This is a genomic window from Streptomyces sp. NPDC049597 (assembly GCF_040675505.1).
GTDB lineage: Bacteria > Actinomycetota > Actinomycetes > Streptomycetales > Streptomycetaceae > Streptomyces.
This window is the reverse complement of sequence record NZ_JBFAOY010000020.1, coordinates 97,387-121,166: the sequence shown is the minus strand read 5'-3', so window position 1 is coordinate 121,166 and position 23,780 is coordinate 97,387. Positions and strand designations below refer to the sequence as shown.

General features: G+C 72.0%; 20 protein-coding genes. 4 read left to right on the top strand and 16 right to left on the bottom strand.

Annotated features, from left to right (window positions below; translation table 11 throughout):
* Nucleotide 1: 1 nt before the first annotated feature.
* Nucleotides 2-1,000: an inorganic phosphate transporter gene (locus tag AB0K02_RS22620; RefSeq protein WP_365994299.1), complete on the top strand. Its 999-nt coding sequence runs from the start codon at nucleotides 2-4 to the stop codon at nucleotides 998-1,000.
* A 734-nt stretch (nucleotides 1,001-1,734) separates the two neighbouring features.
* Here AB0K02_RS22620 and pstB read toward each other — a convergent pair.
* The 11 genes from pstB to mshD all read right to left on the bottom strand — a co-directional run bounded on the left by pstB (nucleotide 1,735) and on the right by mshD (nucleotide 13,382).
* Nucleotides 1,735-2,511, bottom strand: a complete 777-nt coding sequence (pstB, locus tag AB0K02_RS22615) for a phosphate ABC transporter ATP-binding protein PstB (protein ID WP_365994298.1) — start codon at nucleotides 2,509-2,511, stop codon at nucleotides 1,735-1,737.
* A gap of 25 nt (nucleotides 2,512-2,536) precedes the next feature.
* The gene (gene pstA / locus AB0K02_RS22610; protein ID WP_365994297.1) at nucleotides 2,537-3,613 is read right to left on the bottom strand and encodes a phosphate ABC transporter permease PstA; all 1,077 of its coding nucleotides are present in this window, start codon (nucleotides 3,611-3,613) and stop codon (nucleotides 2,537-2,539) included.
* Nucleotides 3,610-4,605 carry a phosphate ABC transporter permease subunit PstC gene (gene pstC / locus AB0K02_RS22605; RefSeq protein WP_365994296.1) on the bottom strand — a complete coding sequence of 332 codons (996 nt, stop codon included), beginning with the start codon at nucleotides 4,603-4,605 and terminating at the stop codon, nucleotides 3,610-3,612. The genes pstA and pstC overlap by 4 nt, the downstream gene beginning before the upstream one ends.
* Nucleotides 4,606-4,699: 94 nt before the next feature.
* On the bottom strand, nucleotides 4,700-5,833 hold the full coding sequence (gene pstS, locus AB0K02_RS22600) for a phosphate ABC transporter substrate-binding protein PstS (protein WP_365994295.1): 1,134 nt from the start codon (nucleotides 5,831-5,833) through the stop codon (nucleotides 4,700-4,702).
* A 218-nt stretch (nucleotides 5,834-6,051) separates the two neighbouring features.
* Nucleotides 6,052-6,468: an NUDIX hydrolase gene (locus AB0K02_RS22595; RefSeq protein WP_365994294.1), complete on the bottom strand. Its 417-nt coding sequence runs from the start codon at nucleotides 6,466-6,468 to the stop codon at nucleotides 6,052-6,054.
* Nucleotides 6,465-7,721 (bottom strand): CHAD domain-containing protein, encoded by a 1,257-nt coding sequence (locus tag AB0K02_RS22590; RefSeq protein ID WP_365994293.1) that lies wholly within the window; start codon nucleotides 7,719-7,721, stop codon nucleotides 6,465-6,467. Before AB0K02_RS22590 ends, AB0K02_RS22595 begins: the two co-directional genes overlap by 4 nt.
* Nucleotides 7,708-9,939: an RNA degradosome polyphosphate kinase gene (locus AB0K02_RS22585; RefSeq protein ID WP_365994291.1), complete on the bottom strand. Its 2,232-nt coding sequence runs from the start codon at nucleotides 9,937-9,939 to the stop codon at nucleotides 7,708-7,710. The genes AB0K02_RS22590 and AB0K02_RS22585 overlap by 14 nt, the downstream gene beginning before the upstream one ends.
* A 201-nt stretch (nucleotides 9,940-10,140) precedes the next feature.
* A complete protein-coding gene (locus tag AB0K02_RS22580) occupies nucleotides 10,141-11,085 on the bottom strand; it encodes an ABC transporter permease (RefSeq protein WP_365994290.1) in 945 nt (314 codons plus the stop codon).
* Nucleotides 11,082-11,963 carry an ABC transporter ATP-binding protein gene (locus AB0K02_RS22575; RefSeq protein ID WP_365994289.1) on the bottom strand — a complete coding sequence of 294 codons (882 nt, stop codon included), beginning with the start codon at nucleotides 11,961-11,963 and terminating at the stop codon, nucleotides 11,082-11,084. The genes AB0K02_RS22580 and AB0K02_RS22575 overlap by 4 nt, the downstream gene beginning before the upstream one ends.
* On the bottom strand, nucleotides 11,960-12,358 hold the full coding sequence (locus tag AB0K02_RS22570) for a GntR family transcriptional regulator (RefSeq protein ID WP_365994288.1): 399 nt from the start codon (nucleotides 12,356-12,358) through the stop codon (nucleotides 11,960-11,962). Before AB0K02_RS22570 ends, AB0K02_RS22575 begins: the two co-directional genes overlap by 4 nt.
* 100 nt (nucleotides 12,359-12,458) lie before the next feature.
* Entirely contained in the window at nucleotides 12,459-13,382 is a 924-nt protein-coding gene (mshD, locus tag AB0K02_RS22565; protein ID WP_365994287.1) for a mycothiol synthase, read from the bottom strand.
* An 875-nt stretch (nucleotides 13,383-14,257) separates the two neighbouring features.
* Between mshD and AB0K02_RS22560 the strand changes: the two genes are divergently transcribed.
* Both AB0K02_RS22560 and AB0K02_RS22555 read left to right on the top strand, forming a co-directional pair.
* Complete coding sequence (locus AB0K02_RS22560) at nucleotides 14,258-16,078, top strand: bifunctional metallophosphatase/5'-nucleotidase (protein ID WP_365994286.1); 1,821 nt, start codon at nucleotides 14,258-14,260, stop codon at nucleotides 16,076-16,078.
* A 149-nt stretch (nucleotides 16,079-16,227) separates the two neighbouring features.
* Nucleotides 16,228-17,100, top strand: a complete 873-nt coding sequence (locus AB0K02_RS22555) for a phosphatidylinositol-specific phospholipase C (protein ID WP_365994285.1) — start codon at nucleotides 16,228-16,230, stop codon at nucleotides 17,098-17,100.
* A gap of 32 nt (nucleotides 17,101-17,132) precedes the next feature.
* Here AB0K02_RS22555 and AB0K02_RS22550 read toward each other — a convergent pair whose 3' ends face one another.
* The 3 genes from AB0K02_RS22550 to AB0K02_RS22540 are packed head-to-tail and all read right to left on the bottom strand — an operon-like array spanning nucleotide 17,133 to nucleotide 20,412.
* Nucleotides 17,133-18,587: a HAMP domain-containing sensor histidine kinase gene (locus AB0K02_RS22550; RefSeq protein ID WP_365994284.1), complete on the bottom strand. Its 1,455-nt coding sequence runs from the start codon at nucleotides 18,585-18,587 to the stop codon at nucleotides 17,133-17,135.
* Nucleotides 18,584-19,297, bottom strand: coding sequence for a response regulator transcription factor (locus AB0K02_RS22545; RefSeq protein ID WP_365994283.1), 714 nt, complete (start codon nucleotides 19,295-19,297; stop codon nucleotides 18,584-18,586). The genes AB0K02_RS22550 and AB0K02_RS22545 overlap by 4 nt, the downstream gene beginning before the upstream one ends.
* Before the next feature lie 20 nt (nucleotides 19,298-19,317).
* Nucleotides 19,318-20,412: a trypsin-like peptidase domain-containing protein gene (locus AB0K02_RS22540; protein WP_365994282.1), complete on the bottom strand. Its 1,095-nt coding sequence runs from the start codon at nucleotides 20,410-20,412 to the stop codon at nucleotides 19,318-19,320.
* A gap of 187 nt (nucleotides 20,413-20,599) precedes the next feature.
* Between AB0K02_RS22540 and AB0K02_RS22535 the strand changes: the two genes are divergently transcribed.
* Nucleotides 20,600-21,814, top strand: coding sequence for a peptidase inhibitor family I36 protein (locus tag AB0K02_RS22535; RefSeq protein WP_365994281.1), 1,215 nt, complete (start codon nucleotides 20,600-20,602; stop codon nucleotides 21,812-21,814).
* 46 nt (nucleotides 21,815-21,860) lie between these two features.
* Here AB0K02_RS22535 and AB0K02_RS22530 read toward each other — a convergent pair whose 3' ends face one another.
* Both AB0K02_RS22530 and AB0K02_RS22525 read right to left on the bottom strand, forming a co-directional pair.
* Complete coding sequence (locus AB0K02_RS22530; protein ID WP_365994280.1) at nucleotides 21,861-22,886, bottom strand: LacI family DNA-binding transcriptional regulator; 1,026 nt, start codon at nucleotides 22,884-22,886, stop codon at nucleotides 21,861-21,863.
* A gap of 24 nt (nucleotides 22,887-22,910) precedes the next feature.
* The gene (locus AB0K02_RS22525; RefSeq protein WP_365994279.1) at nucleotides 22,911-23,690 is read right to left on the bottom strand and encodes a response regulator transcription factor; all 780 of its coding nucleotides are present in this window, start codon (nucleotides 23,688-23,690) and stop codon (nucleotides 22,911-22,913) included.
* Nucleotides 23,691-23,780 lie beyond the last annotated feature (90 nt).

Here is a 23,780-nt window from a genome sequence, read left to right as displayed (position 1 = left end):
CGTGGACACCTTTGCCCTGATCGTGACCATTGGTGTCGCGCTCGGATTCACGTACACCAACGGCTTCCACGACTCCGCGAACGCGATCGCGACCTCCGTCTCCACGCGTGCCCTGACACCGCGCGTGGCGCTGGCGATGGCCGCGGTGATGAACCTCGCGGGCGCGTTCCTCGGACAGGGCGTCGCCAAGACGGTCAGCGAGGGGCTCATCGAGACCCCGCACGGCGACCGCGGCATGGGCATCCTGTTCGCCGCCCTCGTCGGGGCGATCGTGTGGAACCTGGTCACCTGGTACTTCGGGCTGCCGTCCTCCTCGTCGCACGCGCTGTTCGGCGGGATGGTCGGCGCGGCGCTCGCGGGTGGGACGGACGTCATCTGGAACGGGGTGGTCGAGAAGATCGTCATCCCGATGTTCGTGTCGCCGTTCGTCGGCATGATCGCCGGCTATCTGGTGATGGTCGTGATCCTGTGGATGTTCCGGAAGGCCAATCCGCACAAGGCGAAGCACGGTTTCCGTATCGCGCAGACGGTGTCGGCGGCCGGTATGGCCCTCGGTCACGGTCTGCAGGACGCCCAGAAGACCATGGGCATCGTGGTGATGGCCCTGGTCATCGCCGATGTGGAGACCGCGGGCGACCCGATCCCGCTGTGGGTGAAGATCGCCTGCGCGCTGATGCTGTCGCTGGGCACGTACGCGGGCGGCTGGCGCATCATGCGGACGCTGGGCCGCAAGATCATCGAGCTGGACCCGCCGCAGGGGTTCGCGGCGGAGACGACGGGGGCGTCGATCATGTTCGGCTCGGCGTTCCTGTTCCACGCGCCGATCTCGACGACGCACGTGATCACCTCGGCGATCATGGGTGTCGGGGCGACGAAGCGGGTGAACGCGGTGCGGTGGGGGGTCGCGAAGAACATCGTGCTGGGGTGGTTCATCACGATGCCGGCTGCGGCGGTGGTCGCTGCGCTGAGCTATGGCGTGGTGTATCTGATCTTCGGCTGACGCCGGGGGTGTGTCGGGGCCCTGCCGCGCTTCGGGGTGGCGGGGCCTTTGCGTTTCCCCCACCCCGCCCCTTCCCGAACTGGGGCTCCGCCCCAGCCCCCCCCGGCCCTGCGCCCTGCGGGCGCGGGGCTTTCGGGGTTTCGCCCGGGGCCGTGGCTGTGCGCGCTGACGGGCGCGGGGCTCTTTTGGGGCTTCGGCCCGGACCCCCGGCCGTGCGTCCTGACGGGCGCGGGCGTTTCGGGGCGTCGCCCCGGGGCCGTGGCTCTGCGCCCTCACGGGCGCGGGCGGTCTCGTGGCTTCGCCCCAAAGCCCGAGCGTGCGCCCTGCGGGCGCGGGCGTCTGGGGCTTCGCCCCAGGTGGCCTGGGCACCTGACGGGCGCGGGCATTTCGGGGCTTCGGCCCGGACCCCCGACCGTGCGTCCTGACGGGTGCGGGCGTGGCGCTTCGCGCCGGGCCCGGCACGCCTGGGGGATGCGACTCCTCGTGTCCCGTGCGTGCGCCGGCCGGTCCCGGAGGGTGTCACTCCGGGCTCTGCACTCTGCCCCGGCTCCCAGCCGGTTCAGGCAGCCCCGAGCTCCGCGGCTTCGCCGCGAAGGCTCTGCGCCCGGCGGGCGCCGGCTACGGCACGTGCCCCGAGGCCGGGCCCCCCGGGACGTGCGGGGGCCCGCCCCCTGGGAGAGGGGGCGGGCCCGTCGTCTTGTGGGTGGCACCGCCATGCAGCACCCCAAGACGTCTTATCCGAAGCGACCCGAGATGTAGTCCTCGGTCGCCTGGACGGACGGGTTGGCGAAGATCCGCTCCGTGTCGTCGATCTCGATGAGCTTGCCGGGCTGACCGACCGCCGCCAGGTTGAAGAACGCCGTGCGGTCCGAGACGCGCGCCGCCTGCTGCATGTTGTGCGTCACGATGACGATCGTGAAGCGCTCCTTCAGCTCACCGATCAGGTCCTCGATCGCGAGCGTCGAGATCGGGTCGAGCGCCGAGCAGGGCTCGTCCATCAGCAGCACGTCGGGCTCGACCGCGATCGCGCGGGCGATGCACAGACGCTGCTGCTGACCGCCGGACAGACCCGAGCCCGGCTTGTTGAGGCGGTCCTTGACCTCGTTCCAGAGGTTCGCGCCCTTGAGGGACTTCTCGACGATGTCGCTCAGCTCGGACTTCTTGTAGTTCCCGTTCAGCCGCAGACCCGCCGCGACGTTGTCGAAGATCGACATAGTCGGGAACGGGTTCGGCCGCTGGAAGACCATGCCGACCGTGCGGCGCACCGCGACCGGGTCGACACCCGAGCCGTAGAGGTTCTCGTCGTCCAGCATCACCTTGCCCTCGACGCGGCCACCGGGGGTGACCTCGTGCATGCGGTTCAGGGTGCGCAGGAACGTGGACTTGCCGCAGCCGGACGGGCCGATGAAGGCCGTCACGGAGCGGGGCTCCACCGTCATCGAGATGTCCTCGATCGCCTTGTGGGAGCCGTAGTAGGCGGTCAGGCCGCTGACGTCGATTCGCTTGGCCATGGGGATCACTTCACTTCCGGTGGCCTCAGCGGCCGGTCTTCGGGGCCTTCCAGCGGGCGATGCCGCGGGCGACCAGGTTGAGGAGCATGACGAAGGCGATCAGCACCAGCGCGGCGCCCCAGGCGCGCGCGATCGAGGCGTCCGTGCCGACCGCGTACTGCTCGTACACGTACAGCGGCAGGGAGGACTGGGCGCCTTCGAAGGGGTTCGGGTTGATCAGCTTCGTACCGAACACGAGCAGCAGCACGGGGGCGGTCTCACCCGTGACGCGCGCGACGGAGAGCATCACGCCGGTCGTGATGCCGCCGATCGCGGTGGGCAGGACCACCTTCAGGATGGTCCGCCACTTGGGCACGCCGAGAGCGAGCGAGGCTTCGCGCAGCTCGTTCGGGACCAGCTTCAGCATCTCCTCGGTGGAACGGACGACCACCGGCATCATCAGGATCGCGAGCGCGATGGCGCCGGCGAAGCCGGAGGGGCCGAAGCCGAGCATCAGGTTCCACGTGGCCAGGACGAACAGGCCCGCGACGATCGACGGGATGCCGGTCATGACGTCGACGAAGAACGTGACGGCCTTCGCCAGCTTCCCGCGTCCGTACTCGACCAGGTAGATCGCGGTGAGCATGCCGATCGGGGCGGCGATCACCGTGGCGATCAGGACCTGCTCGACGGTGCCGAGCAGCGCGTGGTAGATACCGCCGCCGGGCTGCGCGTCCAGCACGCCGTTCATCGAGTGGCTGAGGAAGTAGCCGTCGACGACCTCGAGGCCCTTGCTGACGGTCACCCAGGCGAGGGAGAGCAGCGGCACGACCGCCAGGACGAAGCACACCCAGACGACGCTGGTGGCGACGCGGTCCTTGGCCTGGCGGATGTTCTCCACCTTGCTCGTGATGACGAAGGTCGCGGCGACGAAGATCAGCGCGGCGATCAGGCCCCACTGGACGCGGCTGTGCCAGCCGGCGCCCAGGCCGATCGCGCAGCCCGCGGCGATCGAGCCGACCGCGATGGCCGCCGGCGCCCATCGCGGCATGCGCGCGTGGGACAGGGGGGCGGGGCGTACGGCGGCGGGCACCACACGCGTGTCCTCAATGACCTTGCTCATGCGTTGGCCCCCGAGTACTCCTTGCGGCGGGCGATGATCGCGCGGGCCGCTCCGTTGACCAGCAGGGTGATGACGAAGAGGACGAGGCCGGAGGCGATCAGCGCGTCACGGCCGAACTCGTCTGCCTCGTTGAACTTCGCGGCGATGTTCTGCGCGAACGTGCCGCCGCCCGGGTCCAGCAGGTGCCCGGAGATGAGGAAGCTCGGGGACAGGACGACCGCGACGGCCATCGTCTCGCCGAGCGCGCGGCCGAGGCCCAGCATGGAGGCGCTGATGATGCCGGAGCGGCCGAAGGGCAGCACCGACATGCGGATGACCTCCCAGCGGGTGGCGCCGAGGGCGAGAGCGGCCTCCTCGTGCATCCGCGGCACCTGGAGGAAGACCTCACGGGTGACGTTGGTGATGATCGGAAGGATCATGATCGCCAGCAGGATGCCCACCGTGAACAGGTTGCGGGCGACACCCTCGCTGGTCTTGTCGAAGATGTAGGTCCAGCCGAGGTACTCGTCGAGCCAGCTGTTCAGGCCGTCGAGGTAGGGGACCAGGAAGATGGCGCCCCACAGGCCGTAGATGATGCTGGGGACGGCGGCGAGCAGGTCGACGACGTACGCCAGCGGGGCGGCGACCTTGCGCGGCGCGTAGTGCGAGATGAACAGCGCGATGCCGATCGCGACCGGCACGGCGATGACCATGGCGATGACCGAGCTCACGACCGTGCCGAAGGCCAGTACGGCGATGCCGAAGACCGGCGGGTCGCCGGCCGGGTTCCACTCGGAGGCGGTGAGGAAGTTCGCGTCGTCCTTCGAGATGGCGATGCCGGCGCGGTACGCGAGGAATCCCGCGATCGCGGCCATGATCACCAGAAGGAAGATGCCCGCACCCCGGGACATGCCCAGGAAGACGCGGTCGCCGGGGCGGAGCTTCGCTCGGCTGCCGCCCTCGGACGGCGGCGCGCCGAGCGGTGGGTTCGTGGTGGTGGTTGCTGTATCCATCAGGGTCTCCGGTCTGCGGAGCCGATCGGCTCCAGGCGGCGGTGCACCGGATGCCGGGGCCGGCCCGCGGTGGCGGACCGGCCCCGGCCGGACGTCAGGCCAGGGTGGGGACGATCTCGCGGACCTTGGCCGCGATCTCGGCGGGCAGCGGCGCGTAGCCGGCCTCGGCGAGGACCTTCTGGCCCTCGTCGCTGACGGTGTAGTTGAGGAACGCCTTCAGGGTCGGCAGCGTCTCCGCCTTGTTGCCCTTGTCGCAGGCGATCTCGTACGTCACGAGGATGATCGGGTACGCGCCCTCGGCCTTGGTCTTGTAGTCGAGGGACAGGGCCAGGTCGCTGCCGGTTCCCTTGATCTTGGCGGCGGCGATGGCCTTGGAGGCGTTCTCCGTCGTGGCCTCGACGGGGGCCGCGGCACCGGTGTTCAGCTTGACGGTGTCGATGGACTGCGCGGTCGCGTACGACAGCTCGAAGTAGCCGATGGAGCCCTGGGTCTGCTTGACCTGGGCGGCGACGCCGGAGGAGCCGTTGGCGGCCTGGCCACCGGGGGCCAGCCACGACTTCGACTTCGGGTCGTGCTTCCAGTCGGCCGGGGCGGCCTCACTGAGGTACTTGTGCAGGTTCTGCGTCGTACCGGACTCGTCCGAGCGGTGGAAGGCCTGGATCTCGGTGTCCGGCAGCTTCACGCCGGGGTTGAGGTCGGCGATGGCCTTGTCGTTCCACTTCTTGATCTTCGAGTCGAAGATCTTCGCCAGGGTGGAGGAGTCCAGGACCAGGTTGTCCACGCCGTCCAGGTTGTAGCCGATCGCGACGGGGCCGCCGACCATCGGCAGGTTGATGCCCTGGCCGCCCTTGCAGATCTTCTTGGACTCCTCGACCTCCTCCGGCTTCAGCGCGGAGTCGGAGCCGGCGAAGGCGACCTGGCCCTGGTTGAACTTGGTGATGCCGCCGCCGGAGCCGATGGCCTGGTAGTTGATCTCGACGCCGGAGCAGGCGGCCTGGAAGTTCTTGACCCACAGGTCCATGGCGTTCTTCTGCGCGGTCGAGCCCGCCGCGAGGAGCTGGCCCTTGGCGTCGTCGCACTTGATGTTCGACGCGGCGCCGGTCTTCTCGCCGGAGCCGCCGGCAGCGGTGTTGTCGTCCGAACCGCACGCCGTGAGGACCAGGGCGCCGGACAGGGCGAGGGCACCGAGCGCGGTGGCGCGAAGCCCGTTCTTGCGCTGAAGCTTCACTTTCGGGAGTTCCTTCCAGTTGCCGCGATCGCGTGCGGCGTGCGTCGGGGGTGGGGGGACCGGCGCTGTACCGGTCACCGCGTACGGCCGAAATTAGGCAGATCAGGTGAAGTGACCAACGGGAGAGAGTGAACGCAAGGTGAACCGTGTCCGGCGGCCCGGTGCCGCTGCCGGGATTGGCCTGATCGAGGGCGTGGGCCCTTCGGCACGGCGCGGGATCAGGCGGTGTGCAGCGCCTGGAGGAGGGCGTCGACCAGCGTGCGGTCGCGGGGCTGCGTGAGGCGCTCGCGCGCGGCGGCGGGCGGCAGCCAGACGATGCGGTCGACCTCGCGGCTGGCGGCGAAGGACCCCGAGCGGGCCTCGGCGGCCCAGTACGTGACGTGCTTGGGGCGCCCGCCCGCGATGTAGCGGACGGAGGGCAGCCGGGCCCCCGGGACGCACCGGTGGCCGGTCTCCTCCAGGACCTCGCGCAGGGCGGCGCCGAGGGCGTCCTCGCCGCGCTTGAGCTTGCCCTTCGGGTGCGACCAGTCGTCGTACTCGGGCCGGTGGACGAGGCAGATCTCGATGCCGTCCGGTCCCTGCGGCGACCGGCGCCAGAGCACGACGCCTGCGGCCAGCACCGTGCCGTCGTTCATGGCGCGGCGACCGTCACCGTGGTGTGCCGCCACTCCTGCTGGAAGGCGAACCTGGCGGCCTCGACCTCGTGCCGCTGGTCGGCGTGGAGCACACCGAGGGCGTACGCGGTGGCCGGTGCGATCCGGGGCGTACGGGCGGCAGCCGCGGCCGCCTCGGACGCCTCGGCGGCGTCGCGGTGGTGGTCCAGCACCAGCCCGGCGTGGCACAGGACCGGGGCGGCGGCGGGGTGCAGTACCTCCTGGGCGTAGCGGTGCAGCCGCACCAGCCTGCGGACCTCGTGCCAGGGGGCGTCCTGCTCCTCGCCGGCAGTGGCGGCCGCGAGGCCGTTGACCAGGGCGTCCGCGTTGTACGGGTGGGCCGCGCGGCCCAGGGGGAGCTGGGCGACGGCGTCCAGCAGGCGACGCTCCGCGACCTCGGCGAGCAGGCCGAGCGTCTCGGCGGCCGGGCCGGCGGCTGCGGGGGCCAGCGGGAGGTCGGAGGCCAGTAAGGCGACGGCGTCGGCGACGGCGTGGAACCGGGAGGAGCCGAGGGCCTGCAGCGCGGCGGAGTGCGCCCTCGTCCGGGCGAGGGTGAGCTGCCGCTCCAGCAGGGCGCCGGCCCGCGCGGCCCCGACGTTGAGCACGCCACCGCGCGGGGCCTGGGCCCCGCCGCGCGCCGGGCCGCCGGGGCTTCCGCCGGCCCGGGCAGCCTCACCTGCGCCGAAGGCGTCGTCCGGGGACCCCCCGCCGCCCACGGCGCTCGACCCCGGGCTCCCCGCCTCGTTCACGCTGTGCCCGGCGGCATCGCCCGTGCTCGGCGCGGTCGTCGACGAGCAGGGCCCGGTGCCCGTGGCGCCCGGTCCGGACCCCGTGGTGCACCGGCCGCCCGGGACGGCGTAGCGCGGGAAGAGCTCCGTCCGCGCCGGCGGGAGCGGGGACGTGCCCGACAGGCGGGACAGGGCGTCCAGCAGGCGGGACAGGCGGGCGGTGCAGGCGTGTTCCAGCGCCAGCGTCGAGGAGAGCCAGCCCAGCTCCGTACGCAGGCTGTCCGCCCACGCCGAATCCAGCAGCGGACGGAAGGTGTACAGCGTCCCGCTGATCCGGCGCGACGCCGCCCGCAGGGCGCGCGCCGCCTCCGAGGCGCCCGCCGTGTCCGCACCGCTCTCGCCGTGCAGCCGCAGGCTGCGCAGGAAGTCCCCCGCCTGCGCGTGGAGGTAGTGGGCCACCGCCTCGCCCGCCGTGGCGGTGTCGCGGGATAGTTCAGGGCTGTGCACGCCGGCGCCTCCGGGCGTCTATGAGCATCTCCTGTACGTGCCGCAGCGGCTGACCGTCGGAGTCCGTGGCGTGCCGGGTCCACGCGCCGTCCGGGCCGAGGTGCCAGGACGACGTGGTGTCGGACATGCCCGTCTCCAGCAGCCGGGTCAGGGCCGCGCGGTGGGCCGGGTCGGTGACCCGTACCAGTGCCTCGATACGGCGATCGAGGTTGCGGTGCATCATGTCGGCGCTTCCGAACCACACCTCCGGCTCGCCCCCGTTGCCGAAGGCGAAGATGCGGGAGTGCTCCAGGAAGCGGCCGAGTATCGAGCGCACCCGGATGTTCTCCGAGAGGCCGGCCACGCCGGGGCGGATCGCGCAGATGCCGCGTACCCAGATGTCGACCGGGACACCCGCCGTCGCCGCCCGGTAGCAGGCGTCGATGATCGCCTCGTCCACCATGGAGTTGACCTTGATGCGGACGTAGGCGGGGCGTCCGGCGCGGTGGTGGGTGATCTCCTTGTTGATCCGCGAGATCAGCCCGTCCCGCAGCGACTTGGGCGCGACCAGCAGCCTGCGGTAGGTCTCGCGGCGCGAGTAGCCGGAGAGCCGGTTGAAGAGGTCGGAGAGGTCCGCGCCGACCTGCGGGTCCGCCGTCAGCAGCCCCAGGTCCTCGTAGAGCCGGGCGGTCTTGGGGTGGTAGTTGCCGGTGCCGACGTGCGAGTAGCGCCGCAGCGTCTCGCCCTCCTGGCGTACGACGAGCGACAGCTTGCAGTGCGTCTTGAGGCCCACGAGCCCGTAGACCACATGGCAGCCGGCCTCCTCCAGCTTGCGCGCCCACTTGATGTTGGCCTGCTCGTCGAAGCGGGCCTTGATCTCGACGAGGACGAGGACCTGCTTGCCGGACTCGGCGGCGTCGATGAGCGCGTCGACGATCGGCGAGTCGCCGGAGGTGCGGTACAGCGTCTGCTTGATGGCGAGGACGTCGGGGTCGGCAGCTGCCTGCTCCAGGAAGGCCTGGACGGAGGTGGAGAACGAGTCGTACGGGTGGTGCAGCAGCACGTCCCGTTCGCGCAGGGCCATGAAGATGTCGGGCGCGGACGCGGACTCGACCTCGGCCAGGTCCCGGTGCGTGCCCGCGACGAACTTCGGGAACTTCAGCTCGGGCCTGTCCAGCGCCGAGATCCCGAACAGGCCGGTGAGGTCCAGCGGCCCGGGCAGCGGGTACACCTCGGCGTCGGACACCTTCAGCTCGCGCACCAGCAGGTCGAGCACGTACGGGTCGATGGACTCCTCGACCTCCAGGCGGACCGGCGGGCCGAAGCGGCGCCGCATGAGCTCCTTCTCCAGGGCCTGGAGCAGGTTCTCGGCGTCGTCCTCCTCGACTTCCAGGTCCTCGTTCCGGGTCACCCGGAACATGTGGTGGGCGAGGACCTCCATGCCGGGGAACAGCTCTTCGAGGTGCGCCGCGATGACGTCCTCCAGCGGCACGTACCGCTGCGGGCTGGCCTCCAGGAAGCGGGAGAGCAGCGGCGGCACCTTGACACGGGCGAAGTGGCGGTGGCCGCTGACCGGGTTGCGCACGACGACGGCGAGGTTCAGCGACAGTCCCGAGATGTACGGGAACGGGTGCGCGGGGTCCACGGCCAGCGGCGTGAGGACCGGGAAGATCTGCTGCCGGAACAGGGTGAAGAGGCGGGCCTGCTCCTTCTCGGTGAGCTCGGGCCAGCGGATGAGGTGGATGCCCTCGTCGGCGAGCGCGGGGGCCACGTCCTGCTGGAAGCAGGCGGCGTGGCGGGCCATGAGCTCGCGCGAGCGGGTCCAGATCAGGTCGAGGACCTCGCGGGGCTGGAGGCCCGAGGCCGAGCGGGTGGCGACACCGGTGGCGATGCGGCGCTTCAGTCCGGCCACCCGGACCATGAAGAACTCGTCAAGGTTGGACGCGAAGATGGCGAGGAAGTTGGCCCGCTCCAGCAGGGGCGTGGCCGGATCCTCGGCGAGTTCCAGGACACGTTCGTTGAACGCGAGCCAGCTGCGCTCGCGGTCGAGGAACCGCCCCTGGGGCAGCTCGCCGGCGAGCGCGTGCTCCGCGTCCTCGACGTACGTGTCGAGATCCGCGTCGATGTCGGGTTCGAGATCGGAGACGGTGGCGGCCACGGTGTGCGGCCGGTGCGCGGCTATGGACGCGACGGACGGCTGGGGGTGCTGGACCGGGACCTCGGCGGGCTGCTGGCTCATGGACCCATTCTTCCGCGCGGAAAGAGTCACCGGCGCGTCGGAGAGGGCCGGGGCGAGGGCTTTTCTCCCGTGGGGGGAGTCGGGCACAGCGGGCTGCATTGGCCGAGGGTCGCAAGGGTGTCTGAATGGCCGGTAACGACGACATGACGTGAGGGAAAGCGTGGCGGGGCCCCGGGGCGACGCCGGGGCCCCGCCGGGGCGTCAGCCGTGCCGCCGGCGGAAGATCCCGAACGCGGCCCATGCCGCGACCGCGGCGACGGCCAGGACGATGCCCGTCTCGACGAGCTGGAGCGGCCACAGGTGCGATGCCGGATGGTAGTCGAACCAGCGGCCGACGATGTCGTGCTCGGCGAAGCAGGCGGGGCGGTCGAGGACGAGGCACATGTCGCCGAGGCGCTCGCCGGACGAGGTGAGCAGCCCGGTGCCGGTGACCAGCCAGTCGCCCATGAGCGGGAAGTCGTCCGGGTTGGTCCGGGTGGCGGTCGTGGTCGTCCACAGGCTGCCCCTCAGCGACGACATGACCAGCAGGACGGCTCCCGTCACCGTGCCCGCGACGGACATGGCGACCAGCGTGCGGCGCACCAGCAGCCCGGTGAGCGCGCCCACCGCGACCGCGAGCAGGCCGTACGCGATCACCGTCGGCCCGATGGCGAGGAAGACATGACGCGAGTGCCAGCGCAGGTGCGTGTTCGGGGACACCGGTGCCCAGGCCAGGCGGAAGACGCCGATCAGGGCCGCAGTGAGGGCCGTGACGGTCACGGCGGGAACCGTCACCTTGGCCGCGAACCACCGCACCGGTGTCACCGACTGCGACCAGGCCAGCTTGTACGTCCCGCTCTCCAGCTCCCGGGCGACGACCGGACCCGCCACGGCGGCCGCGACCAGCAGCGGCAGCAGCATGGCGCCCAGGCCCGCGTAGTCGACGATCACCACGAGCGCGCTGCGTACGTCGGAACGCGGGTACAGGTTGCGCTCGAAGTCGTCGGGCGGAGTCGCCTCGAACCAGATCCGCAGGCCCGCGGAGACGGCGGCGGACAGCACCAGCGCCCCGGCCGCGACGCCGATGACGGTGCGGTGCTGGCGGACGACGACCCAGGCGGTGCCGCGCAGGCGCGAGGCGGGAGCGGGTGTGGTGAGCGTGCTCATGCCGTCACCGCCGCGTCCGGCGTCAGCAGGGCGGGAGCCGTGGGGGAGCGGAGATGGGCCATGAGCAGCTCCTCCAGGGAGGGATGAGACGTCTGCCAGTCGGGGGCGAGCGAGCCCTCGGGGCGTATCAGCGCGGTGAGCTGACGCCCCGTCGTACGGGATTCGACGACGGTGTGCGGCGCGAGGTCGGTGACCGGGCCGGTGAGCAGGGTGTGCGCGGCGAGCAGGTCCTCGGTGTCGCCGGCGAGGCGGATGCGGCCGCCGTCGACGAGCAGGACGTAGTCGCAGGTCGACTCCAGCTCGGACAGGATGTGCGAGGAGATCACGACGGTCGTGCCGTGCTCGGCGGCCTCGGCCATGAGGGTGCCCATGAGGCGGTGGCGCGCGAGGGGGTCGAGGTCGGCCATCGGCTCGTCCAGCAGCATCAGTTCGGGGCGCTTGCCGAGCGCGAGGGCGAGCGCGACGCGGGTGCGCTGGCCGCCGGAGAGCGTACGGACACGGGTGCCGGCGCCGAGACCGCCCTCCTCGACGATCCGCTCGGCGAGGGCCTGGTCCCAGCGGCCCGGGTTGAGTTCGCGGCCCAGGCGGAGGGTGTCGGCGACGGTCAGCTTGGGGTAGAGGGGCTTTTCCTGGGCGACGTAGGCGATGCGTTCGCGTACGGACGCGGGGTCGGCGCCGAGCACCCGCAGGACGCCCTCGCCGGGACGCGCGAGTCCCGCGGCAAGGGCGAGCAGCGTGGATTTCCCGGCGCCGTTGGGTCCGGCCACGGCGCACACCCGCCCTGCGGGCACCCGGAACGAGCAGTCGCGCAGGGCCGGGCGGCCCTGTCGGCGGTAGGTCTTGCCGAGGCCGTGCGCCTCGATCGCGGTCGCGGTCATGCGCCGCCCCCCTCGTGTTCGTGCGGTTCCTCTTCCTCCAGCACGGAGGCGAGGAGCGCGGTGATGTCGTCCCTCTCCAGTCCCGTCGCCCGGGCCCTTGCGACCCAGTCGGCGAGCTCCGCGCGCAGCGGTGTGCCGGCCGCCCGGCCGCCGAGGGTCCGGGTCACGAAGGTGCCGAGGCCGCGGCGGGGCTCGACGAGTCCCTCGCGTTCGAGTTCGCGGTAGGCCTTGAGCACGGTGTTCGGGTTGATCGCCGTGGCCTCGACGACCTCGCGTGCCGTGGGCAGGCGGTCGCCGGGCCGCAGCAGTCCGAGGCGCAGGGCCTGTCTGGTCTGCTGGACGATCTGGAGATAGGTGGCGACGCCACTGCGCCGGTCGATGCGGAACTCGACCACGTCACTGCACCACCCTTTCACTAATCGAGTAGTGAAAGGGTGGTGCAAGAAAGGGGGCGGTGTCAACGACGCCGCCCCCTTTGCCCGTTGAGGGGCCGGATCAGGTCTCGGTGCGGTACATGAGGTCCACCTCGTGGGTCACGAAGCCGAGTCGTTCGTACACCCGCAGTGCTGCCTGGTTGTCCGCGTCCACATAGAGCATCGCCGTCGGCAGGCCCTCGGCAGCGAGGTGGCGCAGGCCGGTCGCCGTGAGGGCCCTGCCGAGGCCGCCGCCCTGGGCGTCGGGGCTGATGCCGACGACGTAGACCTCGCCGAGCTGTTCCTCCGCGTGCACCTTCGTCCAGTGGAAGCCGACGATCCTGCCCTCCCGCTCGGCCAGGAAGAAGCCCTTGGGGTCGAACCACGGCTCGGCCTTGCGGTCGTCCAGGTCCCGCTGCGTCAGCGAGCCCTGCTCGGGGTGGTGGGCGAACGCCGCGGCGTTCACCGCGAGCCATTCGGCGTCGTCCTGCCCCGGCACGAAGGTCCGTACGGTGACACCCGGCGGGTACGTCGGCTCGGGGATGCTCTGGGGGCTCAACGGGCGGCGCAACTGGCGCAGTTCGCGGAAGAGCGTCAGGCCGAGGACCTGGGCCATGTGCCGGGCCGCGGACTTCCCGCCGTGCGCCCACATCCGCAGCCGCTTGCCCGAGGCGTCGAGGAGTGTCGTCCCCAGGGCCCGTCCGTGGCCGCGTCCCCGGTGGCTCGGGTGGACGACGAGCTCGGCGGCCGGGGCCTCGACGGGGTCGGTGTCCTCCAGCTGCGCGTAGCCGACGAGCTGTCCCTCGACGGAGACCAGGAAGTGCTGTACGCCTTCCCGCCGGCCGCCGCGCAGCTGCAGCCGGCCCTGCTCGGACACGGCCTGCATCCCGTCGGACCGGGCGGCCTCGGCGAGCAGCTCGGACACGGCCTCGGCCTGCTCGGCGGTGAGTTCTTCCAGGGACTGGATCTGCCGGCCGGGCTCCGGAATCACTGCGTCGATCGTCATGTGTCGAGGGTACGGCGGCGGATGGCGCCGCGGGCAGCGTCCGCCACGGCATGTGTCACCCGACGGGGGTGGCCTCCGGCCGCGTGGCCCAGTCATGCGCCCGGGCTGGGGCGGCGCAGGCGGCGGCCGTGCCGTCGGGGCCGCCGCGGCCGCCGATGCGGTGCGCCCCGCGACGGGCTTGGCCGCGATGCTCCCGGCCGTGACGCGCCCGCCGTGCGGCATGCCCGGACACGCCCCGCCTGCGAGGCGGGCCCGCCCGTGAACGTGCCACCCCGTGACGCCCGCGAGGCGGGCCCGTCCGTAACGTGCCACCCCGTGGCGCACGCCATGTGCGACGCGCGCCTACTCGCGACACGCGTCCGCCCGGGGCACGCGTCCGCCCGGGGCACGTCGCACGCGCAGGGCTCCGGCCTGCGACGGGGCCTGGCCTCGATGCCCGGGCTGTGACGCGCCTGCACGCGACGCCGCTCGCCCTGCGGCATGCCCGCACACCCCCCGCCCGTCCGTGAACGCGCCACCCAACGACGCACGCCCGCCCGCGACGCGGGCCCGTCCGTGCATGCCACCCCGTGGCGTACGCCACGTGCGACACACGCCCGCCCAGGACGCGTCGCGCCCGCCCGCGCCCCACCCCCGCCCGTGAACGCGCCCCCCGACACCACCTGCGACGCCCACCCGCCCGCGACGCGTCCCGGGCGCCGATGCACCCCGAGTGGGGGGCCGTCGCGGGCCCCGGCAGAGGCAATTCGACCGGTACGTACCGTTCCTGAGTGATGGCAACCAGGTCGTAACCCATACCCCCCTGTCGCGCTACGCGCGTTGACTCTAGGCTGCCGCTCGCCCCTCTCTCCCCACAGGACCTGACAAGGAGACAGATGTCAGCGACACCACCTCATCACCGCGCGGACAGACGGACCCGGCGCGTGCTCGTCGCCGCCGCCGGCCTGGCCACGGTCGGCGCGCTCGCGGCCGCGTTGCCGGCCGGCGCCACCGACGCCGACCGGCAGGGCTCCGGTCACCACCACCCGCGCACCGTCGATGTGCAGCTGCTCTCCTTCAACGACCTGCACGGCAACCTGGAGCCGCCGGCCGGCTCGGCCGGCACCGTCTCCGAGAAGCAGGCCGACGGCACGGTCAAGACGATCCCGGCCGGTGGTGTCGAGTACCTCGCGACCTCGCTGCGCACCGCGCGCCAGAGCCACCCGTACTCCGTCACCGCCGCCGCGGGCGACCTGGTGGGCGCGAGCCCGCTGCTGTCCGGCCTCTTCCACGACGAGCCGACCGTCGAGGCGCTGAACAAGCTGGACCTCGACGTGGCGGGCGTGGGCAACCACGAGTTCGACGAGGGCGCCGTCGAGCTGGCCCGCCTGCAGAACGGCGGCTGCCACCCGACCGACGGCTGTTTCGAGGAGGGCAAGGAGTTCGAGGGCGCGGACTTCCCCTACCTCGCGGCGAACGTCACCAAGGAGTCGACCGGCCGGCCGATCCTCAAGCCGTACACCGTCTGGAAGAAGAACGGTGTCAAGATCGGTTTCATCGGGGTGACCCTGGAGGGCACGCCGGACATCGTCAGCGCCAACGGCATCAAGGGCCTGAAGTTCCACGACGAGATCGAGACCGTCAACAAATACGCCCGCGAGCTGGACCGCAAGGGCGTGAAGTCGATCGTCGCGCTGATCCACGAGGGCGGCTCGCCCGCCTCCACCTCGTACAACTACGACTGCGACTCGCCGGGCGTGGGCGACGGCGTCTCGGGCCCGATCGTCGACATCGCCAAGGGCATCACGCCCAAGGTCGACGCCCTGGTCACCGGCCACACCCACCAGGCGTACGTGTGCACGATCCCGGACCCGTCCGGCAAGCCGCGCATGGTCACCTCGGCGTCCTCGTACGGCAAGCTCTACACGGACACCACGCTCACCTACGACCGGCTGACCGGCGACATCGTCCGCACGTCGGTGCAGTCGGCGAACCACGTCGTCAGCCGTGACCAGCCCAAGGCCCAGGACATGACGGACCTGATCGCGCGCTGGAACAAGCTGGCCGCCCCGATCGCGAACCGCCCCCAGGGCTTCATCTCCGCCGACATCAACGGCCGCGGCGCCACCACCCCGGAGAAGCCGCTCGGCGACCTGATCGCGGACGCGCAGCTCGCGGGCCTCGCCCCGGCCGACAAGGGCGGCGCCCAGCTGGCGCTGATGAACCCGGGCGGAATCCGCTCCGACCTGGTCTACAAGGCGTCGGGCAGCGAGGGCGACGGTGTGGTGACGTACGGCGAGGCCTTCACGGTCCAGCCGTTCACCAACATGATGAACGTGGTGGACCTGACCGGCGCGCAGCTGATCACCGCGCTCCAGCAGCAGGTCAGCGGCCCGAACGAGGCGTCGCCGAAGATCCTCCAGGTCTCGAAGGGCTTCACCTACACGCTGGACCTGACGAAGACCGGGGCCGACCGGGTCGTCGTGAGCTCGGTGAAGCTCAACGGCGAGGCGATCGACCCGGCGAAGACGTACCGGGTCGCGATGAACGAGTTCCTCGCGGGCGGCGGTGACGGCTTCACGGTCCTCAAGGAGCACACCAACAAGCTGGTGGGCGCCTCCGACCTGGACGTCTTCAACGCCTACCTGGCGGCCAACTCCTCGGCGTCGGCGCCGATCGCGCCGCCGGCGGCGGACCGGATCACGGTCATCCGGTAAGCGGTCGGTGGTGGACGGTGGGGCGGCGGGCCGGGGGGCCCGCCGCCCCACCGGCGTTTCCGGGACGCTTTCCGGCCGGTCAGACCTCTGGGCGGAGCGAGGCGTCCGACCCCTGGCCGTCTTGTCGTGAACGCGTCATACTCCGGGCCATGGACCGACGGAGATTTCTCGCGAGCGCGGCGGCCTTCTCCGCCGCCGCCCTCATCGGCGCCCCCCACGCCGCCGCCGCACCGCGCCGCACCCTGTCCGCGCAGGACTGGATGGCCGGCGCGGCCGACTCGACTCCCCTCCAGCGCCTGACGATCCCCGGCACCCACGACTCGGGCGCCCGGTTCGGCGGGCTGTGGACGGAGTGCCAGAACACGACCGTCGCCGAGCAACTGAGCAGCGGCATCCGCTTCCTCGACGTACGGTGCCGGGTGACCGGCGGTTCGTTCGCCGTCCACCACGGGCCGTACTACCAGAACCTGATGTTCGGCGACGTCCTCATCGCCTGCCGCGACTTCCTCGCGTCGCACCCGTCCGAGACGGTGCTGATGCGGGTCAAGCAGGAGTACTCGACGGAGAGCGACGCGACCTTCCGCGCGGTCTTCGACGACTACCTCGACCGCCGGGGCTGGCGTTCGCTGTTCCGCATCGGTGACGGCGTCCCCGCGCTCGGCGAGGCACGCGGCAGGGTCGTCCTGCTCGGCGACAACGGCGGCCTGCCCGGCGTGCGGTACGCGGACGGCGCGCTCTTCGACATCCAGGACGACTGGAACGCGGCGCCGAACACCAAGTACCCAAGGATCGAGGCGCACTTCCGCAAAGCCGTGGAGCAGCCGGGGAAGCTGTTCGTCAACTACGTCAGCACGGCGGCGTATCTGCCGCCGCGGTGGAACTCCGACAACCTCAACCCGCGCGTCCACGCCTTCCTCGACGGCTCGGTCGCGAGCGGCTGGCGCGGACTGGGAATCGTCCCCATGGACTTCCCCAACACCCGTGCGGGACTGGTCGGCTCCCTCATCCGCCACAACGGCTGACGGGGCGGCGGGGACCACGAACGGCCGTCGGCCTACGGAACGGCCGACGGCGGCGGCGTCGCGGCCCCCGGCAGGCGGATCACCGCGCGCGTGCCGCCGCCCTCCGCCGCGGCGAGCGCCACCTCGCCGCCCGTCTGGTGGACCGTACGGGCCACGATCGACAGCCCGAGACCCGAGCCCGGCAGCGACCGCGCCGACGGCGAGCGCCAGAACCGCTCGAAGACGTGCGGCAGTTCCTCACGGGGGATGCCCGGCCCGTGGTCCCGGACGGTGAGTTCGCCGTCCCGCAGGCGCACCTCGATCGCGCCGCCCGTCGGCGAGAACTTCACGGCGTTGTCCAGGACGTTGACCAGCGCCCGTTCCAGGGCCGCCTGATCGCCGCGTACGTACCAGGGCCGGACGTCGGCCTCGAAGCTCAGCTCCGGCCCGCGCAGCCGGGCCCGCTCCAGCGCGCCGTCGACGATCTCGTGCAGCGCCACGACCTGCACCTGGCGGCCGTGGGCCGCGCTGTCCGGGCGGGACAGCTCCTGGAGGTCGCCGATCAGCGACGCCAGTTCCGTCATCTGCGCCTTGACCGACGCGAGCAGGGCCCGGCGGTCGTCCGGCGGGATCGCGCGTCCGGTGTCCTCACTGCGGGCGAGCAGTTCGATGTTCGTCCGCAGCGAGGTCAGCGGCGTGCGCAGCTCGTGACCGGCGTCGGCGATGAGCTGCTGCTGGAGGTCGCGCGAGGAGGCGAGCGCGGCGGTCATCGCGTTGAAAGAGCGCGACAGCCGGGCGATCTCGTCGTTCCCGTCGACCGGAATGCGCACGCTCAGGTCCTCGGTGCGGGCCACGTGCTCGACGGCGCCGGTCAGCCGGTCCACGGGCGCGAGCCCGGTCCGCGCGACCCACAGCCCGGCCGCGCCCGCGCCGAACACCCCGACGCCGGAGACGACGAGCAGGAGCAGGGCCAGCTCGCGCAGCGTGTTCTCGGTCTCGGCGAGCGGGAACGCGTACATGACGGCCGTGTCCTGGACCACCCCGCCGCCCGGCGGGGCCGCGACGGCCGCGACGGTCAGCACCCGCACCGACCTGCCTTCCGTGTCCCTGCCGTTGCGATACGCCTCGACGGCCGGGTCCCCGGCCCTTGCCACGTCCCGGTCGGCCGCGGTGACGCGGACCGTGCCGGCGTAGTTCCTGGCGAAGACGCAGGGCCGGTCGTCGTCGGCACGCGCGAGCTGGAAGTAGTAGTCGGACCTCGGCCCCTGGAAATCGGCCGGGTCGGTGGTCTCCCGGGCGCAGCTGCTCAGCGTGGTGGCGATGTCGATGGCCCGCAGCGGCGTGCTCTCGTTCGCCGCGTGCAGCTTGCCGTCCACCTCGTCGTACAGCTTGCCGCGCACGACGAACCAGCACACGGTCGAGACGACAGCGACCGCCGCCGCGACCGCCGTCGCCACCAGCAGCGCGAGCCGGGAGCGCAGCGGCAGGGCACGGAAGCGTGTGATCACTCCGGACCGCCCGACCGCAGCACGTAGCCCACGCCGCGCACGGTGTGCACGAGCCGCGGCTCACCGGCCGCCTCGGTCTTGCGCCGCAGGTACATGACGTAGACGTCCAGCGAGTTGGAACTGGGCTCGAAGTCGAAGCCCCACACGGACTTGAGGATCTGCTCACGGGTGAGGACCTGACGCGGATGGGCCAGGAACAGTTCGAGGAGGGTGAACTCGGTACGGGTCAGCTCGACGCGGCGGGTGCCCCGGGTGACCTCCCGGGTCGCGAGGTCCATGCGCAGATCGGCGAACGACAGCACGTCCTCGTCGCCCGCGGCCTCGGTCGCGGCGGCGTACGAGCTGCGCCGCAGCAGGGCGCGGATACGGGCGAACAGCTCGTCCAGCTCGAACGGCTTGACCAGGTAGTCGTCGGCGCCCGCGTCCAGCCCGGTGACGCGGTCGCCGACGGTGTCGCGGGCCGTCAGCATCAGGATCGGCACCCGGGACCCGGCTGACCGCAGCCTGCGGGCCGCGGTCAGCCCGTCCATCCGGGGCATCTGGATGTCGAGGACGACGAGGTCGGGGGCGTACGACTCCGCCTTGGCGAGCGCGTCGACACCGTCGACGGCGACCTCGGTGCCGTACCCCTCGAAGGCGAGGGAACGCTGCAGGGCCTCGCGCACGGCGGGCTCGTCGTCGACGATGAGGATGCGGTCGCCTTCAGTCATGGATCCAGCCTCGCACGCGATCAGTTGTCCCCGCCGGAGCGCAGACTGTCCAGGTCGGCCTTGACCGTGTCGATGGGGATCGCGAAGCCGAGCCCGACGCTTCCGGCCGTGGAGTCGGTGGCGGAACTGGGCGCGTACATGGCCGAGTTGATGCCGATGACCTCGCCGTTCATGTCGATGAGCGCGCCTCCGGAGTTGCCGGGGTTGAGGGAGGCGTCGGTCTGGATCGCCTTGTAGGTGGTCCTGGAGTCGCCGGTGTCGCCGTTGAACTGCTGCCCGCCGAATTCGAAGGGCCAGTTCTCGCGGGGGTCCTGCCGGCCCGGGTCCTCCTCCTTGGCGACCGTCACGTCACGGTCGAGCGCGGAGACGATGCCGCTCGTGACGGTGCCGGTCAGGCCCTCGGGGGAGCCGATCGCGACGACCTCGTCGCCGACCTGCACGCTGCCGGAGTCCCCGAGGGTGGCGGCCTTCAGGCCCTTGGCGCCGTTCAGCTCGATGAGGGCGAGGTCCTTGCCGGGGTCGGTGCCGACGATGCCGGCGGTGTACGTCCTGCCGTCGCTGAGACGCACCTCGATCGTCTCGGCGCCGGAGACGACGTGGTTGTTGGTGACGATCTGCCCGCCGGAGGTGACGATCACGCCGGAGCCGGTGGACTGCCCGGCGGCGGAGGTGGCGTCGATCTCGACGATGCTGGGCGAGACGGCCTGTGCGACGCCGGCGACGGTGCCCTTGCTGCTCTGGGCGACGTTGGTGCCTGAGGCGACGGAGCCGCCGGTGGTGCCGCTGCCGCCGCCGGCGAACCGGTCGACGAGGGCGGAGGCGCCGCCGCCGACGACCGCGGCGGCGATGGCGACGGCGGCGATGAGCGCGACGGGCCGCTTGGCCCGGTCCGCCCGATGCGCGGCCGGCGGGAGCGGGGGCACGGGCGGGGGCGGGCCCTGCTGCGCGGGCGGCTCGAAGCCGGGTCCGCCGCCACCGGGCCAGACGGTGACCGTCCCGGCCGGCTGGTGCGGCGGGGCCGGCGGACGGCCTCCGCCGGCCTGGGTGGGGGGCGCTTCGTACGGCTGCTGGGTGCCGGTGTCGTCGTGGACGCCGCGGCGGTAGTGGTCGCTCATGGCATCGACTGTCGCCGGGCCGGATGAGAGCGGTCTGAGACGGCGCTGAGAAGCCCGGCAGAACCGTGTATGCCCGATACCAGGACCCGGGCGCGCACCCTGGCGCCGCACAGGGCAACCCTGGCGGGCGCTCGTCGGTCTGACTGGCGCAGCCATATGCCCCGCGGGGCGTCAGAAGGGGGATCGAATGCACCAGGGGATCAGACGCGTTCTCACCGCGGTGACGGGGCTCGTCACGGCCGGTCTGCTGACGGCCACGCTGCCCGCCCAGACCGCCCGGGCCGCGGACGGCGCCTACCGCTGCCCCAGCGGCTACTTCTGCGGCTTCACCGGCACGTCCGGCGACGGCGAGATGTTCACGACGAACCGGAGCATGGCGACGCTCGGCAGCTGGGACAACAGGATCCGCTCGCTCGTGAACCGCACCTCCGGCTATGCGTGCGCGTACAGCGAGCCCGACTACTCCCTCGCCGCGCCGGACGCCGACTTCCTCCGCGAGGAGCCGGGCGCCGACGCGGGTGAGTACAGCTTCACGCCGTACATGGACCGCAGGATCAGCTCGATCAAGTTCGTCAGGACCGAGCGTGAGTGCCACATGCCGGCCTACCCGCAGTGGGTGGCGGCCCCCGCCGGCGCGGCGCCCGGATTCGGCGACCTCAACCACGACCTGGTCCCGGACGTCCTCGTCCGGGACCTCGCCGGACGCCTGTGGCGCCTGCCCGGCGACCACTCGGGCCGGCTGGTCGGCGGCGGCTGGAACGGCATGACCGCCATGACCCGGCACGGCGACCTGACCGGCGACGGCAACGAGGACCTGCTCGCCCGAGACAGGGCGGGACAGCTGTGGCTGTACCCGGGCACGGGCCGCGGCGGGTTCGGCACCCGCAGGCTGGTCGGCGGCGGCTGGCAGGTCATGCGCCAGATCGCGGCCGCGGGCGACCTGACCGGTGACGGGCGGGGCGACCTGCTGGCCCGGGACTCGGCGGGGCAGTTGTGGATGTACCCGGGGAACGGACGCGCCTTCGGGACGCGCAGGCTGGTCGGCGGCGGCTGGCAGGTCATGAACGCCCTCACCGGGCCGGGCGACCTGAACAGCGACTCCCGGCCCGACCTCCTGGCGCGCGACACCGCGGGCCGGCTGTGGCTCTACCCGGGCAACGGCCGTGGCGCGTTCGGGACGCGCAAGCTGGTCGGCGGCGGCTGGCAGGTGATGGACACGTTCATCAGCGTCGGCTCGTACGACGGAGGCACGCTCAACGACGTCCTGACGCTCACCAACGACGGGTACATGGGCGACAGCCCCGGCTGGCTGCTCGGCTACCGGGGCACCGGCGGCAGCACGCCCTTCCGGGCCGCCGAGTCGCTCAACGGCGACTGGTACGGACTCAACGGCGCCTGGTGAACCGGTGTCCGGACCGGGGGGCGACCCCCCGGTCCGGGCCCGCGCGTCAGGCGTTGCAGCCGCAGGAGCGGCGGATCACCAGGCCCGACGGGAACAGCTTCACGCGCTCCCGGCGCGAGCCCGCCACCCGCAGGCCGTCGTCCAGGACGAGGTCCACCGCCGCACGGGCCATCGCGGGCCGGTCCGAGGAGATCGTCGTCAGCGGCGGATCGGTGAGCGCCGCTTCCTTCACGTCGTCGAAGCCCGCCACCGCCAGCTCGCCCGGCACGTCTATCCGCAGCTCCCGCGCCGCCCGCAGCACGCCGAAGGCCTGGTCGTCCGTCGAGCAGAAGATCGCCGGGGGCCGGTCGGGCCCGGACAGGATCTTCAGCGCGATCTGATACGCGTCGTAGCGGTTGTACGGCGCCTCGAAGAGCCGGCCGTCGATCGAGCGCCCGGACTCCTTCATCGCCCGGCGCCAGCCCTCGACGTGGTCGGCGACCGGGTCGCCGACCGCGGGGGTGTTCGGGACGCCGCCGAGACAGGCGACGTACTCGTGGCCGTGCTCCAGCAGATGCCGGGTCGCGAGCTGAGCGCCGCCGATGTCGTCCGTGACGACCGCGACGTCGTCGATCGCCTCGGGCCGCTCGTGCAGCAGCACGACCCGCGCGTCCCACGCCTCGATCTCGGCCGCGGCCCGCTCGCTCATGCCCTGGCTGACCAGGATCAGACCCGAGACGCGCATACCGAGGAACGCCCGCAGATAGTGGACCTCGCGCTCGTCGCGGTAGTCCGAATTGCCGACGAGCACCATTTTCCCGCGCTCGGCGGCGGCCTGTTCGACCGCGTGCGCCATTTCGGCGAAGAACGGCTGCCGGGCGTCCGGCACGATCATGCCTATGAGATCCGTCCGTCGCGAGGCCATCGCCTGCGCGACCCGGTCGGGCCGGTACCCCAGCTCCTTGATCGCTGCGAGAACCCGCTCGCGCGTGGCCGGGGCGACCGGCCGGGGTCCGTTGTTGATGACGTAGCTGACGACGGCGGTCGAAGTACCCGCCAGTCGCGCAACGTCGTCCCGCGTCACCTTGGCCACGGCGCGAAGTCTACGCGGGGTGACCTACCTCTGGGCAGGGCGTACGGCTGCTTCCTCGATCACAGGGGCGTCCTCCGAGTGGGTGACGGCCGCCGGAGCCTTCGCCTTGGCCTCCTCCGCCGCCCGTTCGACCTTCTCCGGGGCGACGAAGCGGTAGCCCACGTTCCGTACGGTTCCGATGAGGGACTCGTGCTCGGGGCCGAGCTTGGCGCGCAGCCGCCGTACGTGGACGTCGACCGTGCGCGTGCCGCCGAAGTAGTCGTAGCCCCAGACCTCCTGGAGCAGCTGGGCGCGGGTGAAGACCCGGCCGGGGTGCTGGGCGAGGTACTTGAGCAGCTCGAACTCCTTGAAGGTCAGGTCCAGGACCCTGCCCTTCAGCTTCGCGCTGTAGGTCGCCTCGTCCACCGACAGGTCGCCGTTGCGGATCTCCATGGGGGAGTCGTCGGCGGTGATCTGCTGGCGGCCCATGGCGAGCCGCAGCCGCGCCTCGACCTCGGCCGGTCCGGCGGTGTCGAGCAGGACGTCGTCGATGCCCCAGTCGGCGGTGACGGCGGCGAGGCCGCCCTCGGTGACGACCAGGACGAGCGGGCAGCCCGGTCCGGTGGAGCGCAGCAGCTGGCACAGCGACCGCACCTGCGGCAGATCGCGGCGGCCGTCGACGAGGATGACGTCGGCGCCGGGGGTGTCGACGAGGGCCGGTCCCTCGGCGGGGGCCACCCGTACGTTGTGCAGCAGCAGTCCGAGGGCGGGGAGAACCTCCGTCGAAGGCTGGAGGGCATTGGTCAGGAGCAGCAGAGAGCTCATCGGATTCCACCCGTCCGGATCGTCGTGCGGTGCGTGTCTTCGGATCGGTTCTCGGATCGGTGCTCGGTTCGCTCGTCCATGACGTCGGTT

What these genes read in the sequence shown, in the direction of transcription:
- pstB (WP_365994298.1), bottom strand. Translation starts at nt 2,511, where the DNA reads ATGGCCAAGCGAATCGACGTCAGCGGCCTGACCGCCTACTACGGCTCC.
- pstA (WP_365994297.1), bottom strand. Translation starts at nt 3,613, where the DNA reads ATGAGCAAGGTCATTGAGGACACGCGTGTGGTGCCCGCCGCCGTACGC.
- pstC (WP_365994296.1), bottom strand. Translation starts at nt 4,605, where the DNA reads ATGGATACAGCAACCACCACCACGAACCCACCGCTCGGCGCGCCGCCG.
- AB0K02_RS22595 (WP_365994294.1), bottom strand. Translation starts at nt 6,468, where the DNA reads ATGAACGACGGCACGGTGCTGGCCGCAGGCGTCGTGCTCTGGCGCCGG.
- AB0K02_RS22585 (WP_365994291.1), bottom strand. Translation starts at nt 9,939, where the DNA reads ATGAGCCAGCAGCCCGCCGAGGTCCCGGTCCAGCACCCCCAGCCGTCC.
- AB0K02_RS22580 (WP_365994290.1), bottom strand. Translation starts at nt 11,085, where the DNA reads ATGAGCACGCTCACCACACCCGCTCCCGCCTCGCGCCTGCGCGGCACC.
- AB0K02_RS22575 (WP_365994289.1), bottom strand. Translation starts at nt 11,963, where the DNA reads ATGACCGCGACCGCGATCGAGGCGCACGGCCTCGGCAAGACCTACCGC.
- mshD (WP_365994287.1), bottom strand. Translation starts at nt 13,382, where the DNA reads ATGACGATCGACGCAGTGATTCCGGAGCCCGGCCGGCAGATCCAGTCC.
- AB0K02_RS22560 (WP_365994286.1), top strand. Translation starts at nt 14,258, where the DNA reads ATGTCAGCGACACCACCTCATCACCGCGCGGACAGACGGACCCGGCGC.
- AB0K02_RS22555 (WP_365994285.1), top strand. Translation starts at nt 16,228, where the DNA reads ATGGACCGACGGAGATTTCTCGCGAGCGCGGCGGCCTTCTCCGCCGCC.
- AB0K02_RS22545 (WP_365994283.1), bottom strand. Translation starts at nt 19,297, where the DNA reads ATGACTGAAGGCGACCGCATCCTCATCGTCGACGACGAGCCCGCCGTG.
- AB0K02_RS22540 (WP_365994282.1), bottom strand. Translation starts at nt 20,412, where the DNA reads ATGAGCGACCACTACCGCCGCGGCGTCCACGACGACACCGGCACCCAG.
- AB0K02_RS22535 (WP_365994281.1), top strand. Translation starts at nt 20,600, where the DNA reads ATGCACCAGGGGATCAGACGCGTTCTCACCGCGGTGACGGGGCTCGTC.
- AB0K02_RS22525 (WP_365994279.1), bottom strand. Translation starts at nt 23,690, where the DNA reads ATGAGCTCTCTGCTGCTCCTGACCAATGCCCTCCAGCCTTCGACGGAG.